Origin of the sequence: Aeromonas aquatica (assembly GCF_000764655.1) — a bacterium.
Classification (GTDB): Bacteria; Pseudomonadota; Gammaproteobacteria; order Enterobacterales; family Aeromonadaceae; genus Aeromonas; species Aeromonas aquatica.
On sequence record NZ_JRGL01000147.1, the window covers coordinates 1 to 2,958 of the forward strand.

Below are 2,958 nucleotides of genomic sequence, written 5' to 3' on the forward strand. Positions count from 1 at the left end.
CCCGATGAGAGGACGTTGGCACAGCAGTTTTCGGTAAGCCGGGTAACCATTCGCAAGGCGTTGGCATTATTAAAAGAAGAGAAGATAATTGACGTTCGTCACGGTTCTGGAATATATATAAACAATAACAAGATGATTAACTCGTTTGAATTTGGTAGCCTGACTCAAGACATGAAAACAATTGGTAAAGAAGTGGCTACTGAGCTTCTTAATTGTTACGTGATGGCAACCCCAGCGCACGGAGAGTTAAGCGGTTTCTCAGGTGAGAATGTTATTTGTCTGGAGCGTGTGCGCAGTGTCGATGGTGTGAAATCTATTCAAGAGCTCAATTATCTTTGTGCCGATCGGTTTCCTGAGTTAGACAAAAAAGTAGAAAGTAATCAGTCTCTTTACCAGTTATTACTGCAAGAATATCAAGTGAAATTCGACCGTGGTGTTGAAACATTATCTGCTGGTTTTATATTGCTGGACACGGCCAGTAAATTAGATACATCGGCGCTCAGCTGCGCAGTAAAAGTAATTCGTGCTGCTTATGAACGGGATCGACTGGTTGAATACACCATCTCCTATACATTGGCCGAGCATTATAGTTGGCAGTATGAGTTGAATAACGTCACTTTATTACACAGATAATCAGGTTGGTCATATGCAGAAAGCGATTAAAGTGGTGACTATCGGTGGTGGGAGCAGTTATACCCCGGAGCTGATGGAGGGATTCATCAAGCGTTATCATGAGATGCCGATCAGCGAATTCTGGTTGGTGGATGTGGCCGACGGGGCAGAAAAGCTGGGCATCATCTTTAACCTGTGCCAGCGGATGATCAAAAAAGCGGGCCTGCCCATCAAGCTCTACCAAACGCTGGACAGACGCGATGCCCTGCCAGGTGCCGATTTTGTGACTACGCAATTTCGCGTCGGGCAATTGGATGCGCGGGCCAAGGATGAAAAGATCCCGCTTTCTCACGGAGTGCTGGGGCAAGAGACGAACGGTGCCGGCGGGCTGTTCAAAGCGCTGCGAACGATCCCGGTCGTCTTTTCTATCATCAAGGATATTGAAGAGCTGTGTCCGAATGCCTGGCTTATCAATTTTACCAATCCGGCGGGTCTGATTACCGAGGCGGTCCATCGCCACACCGATTTCCGTCGTTTCATCGGGGTCTGTAATGTGCCCGTTGGCATGAAGATGTTTGCCAGGGAGTTGCTCCGCTGTGATGAGCATGCCGAGGTGAATATGGATCTCTTTGGCCTGAATCATATGGTGTTCATGCAGGATTTCCTCATCGATGGCGACTCGAAGATGGAGCAGCTGCTGGCGGAGGTGACCAGGGACAGTAACCAACAGTCGGCCTCGGTGAAGAATGTGTCCGATCTTCCCTTCGATATGGATTTCATCAATGGCTTGAAGCTGCTCCCTTGTCCTTACCTGCGCTATTACATCAAAGAAAAAGAGATGTCGGCGATAGAACTGGGTGAGTATTACAAGGGCGGGACCCGTGCCGAAGTCGTACAAACGATTGAAGCTGACCTGTTCAAGCTCTATCAGGACCCCGAGCTGGATATCAAGCCAAAGCAACTGGAAGAACGTGGCGGAGCTTATTATTCTGATGCGGCCTGTGATGTCATCAGTGCAATCGTGAACGACAGTCACACCGAGCATTATGTAAATATCTGTAATAATGGCCATGTCAAAAACATTCCACATGACTGGTGCATTGAAATTAGCTGCACCATCAGTAAAGAGGGGGCCAAGCCTAAAGCTCAAATTGAATATTTTGACGAACGCGTACTGGGTATCATCAGTTCGATTAAATCTTTTGAGATTGCAGCCAGCAAGGCGGCCCTGACAGGAAATTACCAAGACCTGATCGTGGCCATGAATTTGAGTCCGCTGATTCATTCAGATACATCAGCGAAAACTATCGTCAATGAAATGTTATTGGCTCATCAGAAATACTTGCCGCAGTTTGATAAAGTGATTGCACAATTGAGTGATTAGATAGTAACGTGAGGGTGAGTCATAACATATAAATTCAGGTGTCATATGAATAAGAAAATATATCTTTTTTGTGCCGCAGGTATGTCAACGTCATTGTTGGTTAATAAGATGAAGGAGCACGCGACCAAACATGCAGTTCCGGTAGATATTCAGGCATTCTCCGAATCATTAATTCTGGAAAAAGGACCCGAAGCCGATCTGATTCTGCTTGGGCCACAAATTAAATATATGCTCAATGACTTTGCTGGCAAGTTTCCTGATAAGCCGGTGGCCATCATTGACTCCTTAATCTATGGCAAGATGGATGGCCTGGCATTATTGAAATCATCCATCGCCATGATCAAAGCACATCAGAGTGCATAGTCCATCCACGTAAAGCAGGAAGACCGGTGAATATGCTTGATATTGAACTGCCTGGTTCAGAGGATATCGCCTCTGATCTGGAAGAACAGGTAATGGGATTGATCATCAATTCCGGTAATGCACGCAGTTGTGCCTATGAAGCACTCTCTTTTGCCAAACAAGGCAATTTTTTGAAAGCAGAAGAAGTGATGCAAGAGGCCAGGGCTGCGTTAAATGAAGCTCATCTGGTTCAAACTCAATTAATCGAACATGATCAGGGAGAAGGCAAGACCAAAATGACGCTTGTCATGGTCCATGCGCAGGATCATTTGATGACCTCCATGCTTGCTCGTGAATTAATTGCAGAGTTGATTCAGGTTTATAAACGGTTGTCAGAAAAGTAATCAGCGACATTTCAATTTAATACTACTTAATAGCAAGCCAATTTAACTCATTGTTTAAATGGAGTTTTGACATGGAAAAAAATGGACTTTTCAATAAATCCAAAATAGCCGTGGTTATTATCACCGCGATGCTCGGACTGTCGGCGTGTACCGACTCTACCGAGGACAACGGCAATGCGGCGGCGGACAATAATCCGAGCGATTCTCGCAATCCTG

General features: G+C 45.7%; 4 protein-coding genes. All 4 read left to right on the top strand.

Annotated features, from left to right (window positions below):
• Positions 1–633 (top strand): GntR family transcriptional regulator (locus LG30_RS0118700; RefSeq protein ID WP_033132206.1); only part of this gene is annotated, 633 nt, incomplete at its 5' end.
• A gap of 13 nt (positions 634–646) precedes the next feature.
• Entirely contained in the window at positions 647–1,996 is a 1,350-nt protein-coding gene (locus tag LG30_RS0118705) for a 6-phospho-beta-glucosidase (RefSeq protein ID WP_033132207.1), read from the top strand.
• A 45-nt stretch (positions 1,997–2,041) separates the two neighbouring features.
• Entirely contained in the window at positions 2,042–2,359 is a 318-nt protein-coding gene (locus tag LG30_RS0118710; protein WP_033132208.1) for a PTS sugar transporter subunit IIB, read from the top strand.
• 32 nt (positions 2,360–2,391) lie between these two features.
• Complete coding sequence (gene chbA / locus LG30_RS0118715) at positions 2,392–2,742, top strand: PTS N,N'-diacetylchitobiose transporter subunit IIA (RefSeq protein ID WP_033132209.1); 351 nt, start codon at positions 2,392–2,394, stop codon at positions 2,740–2,742.
• Positions 2,743–2,958: the final 216 nt, after the last annotated feature.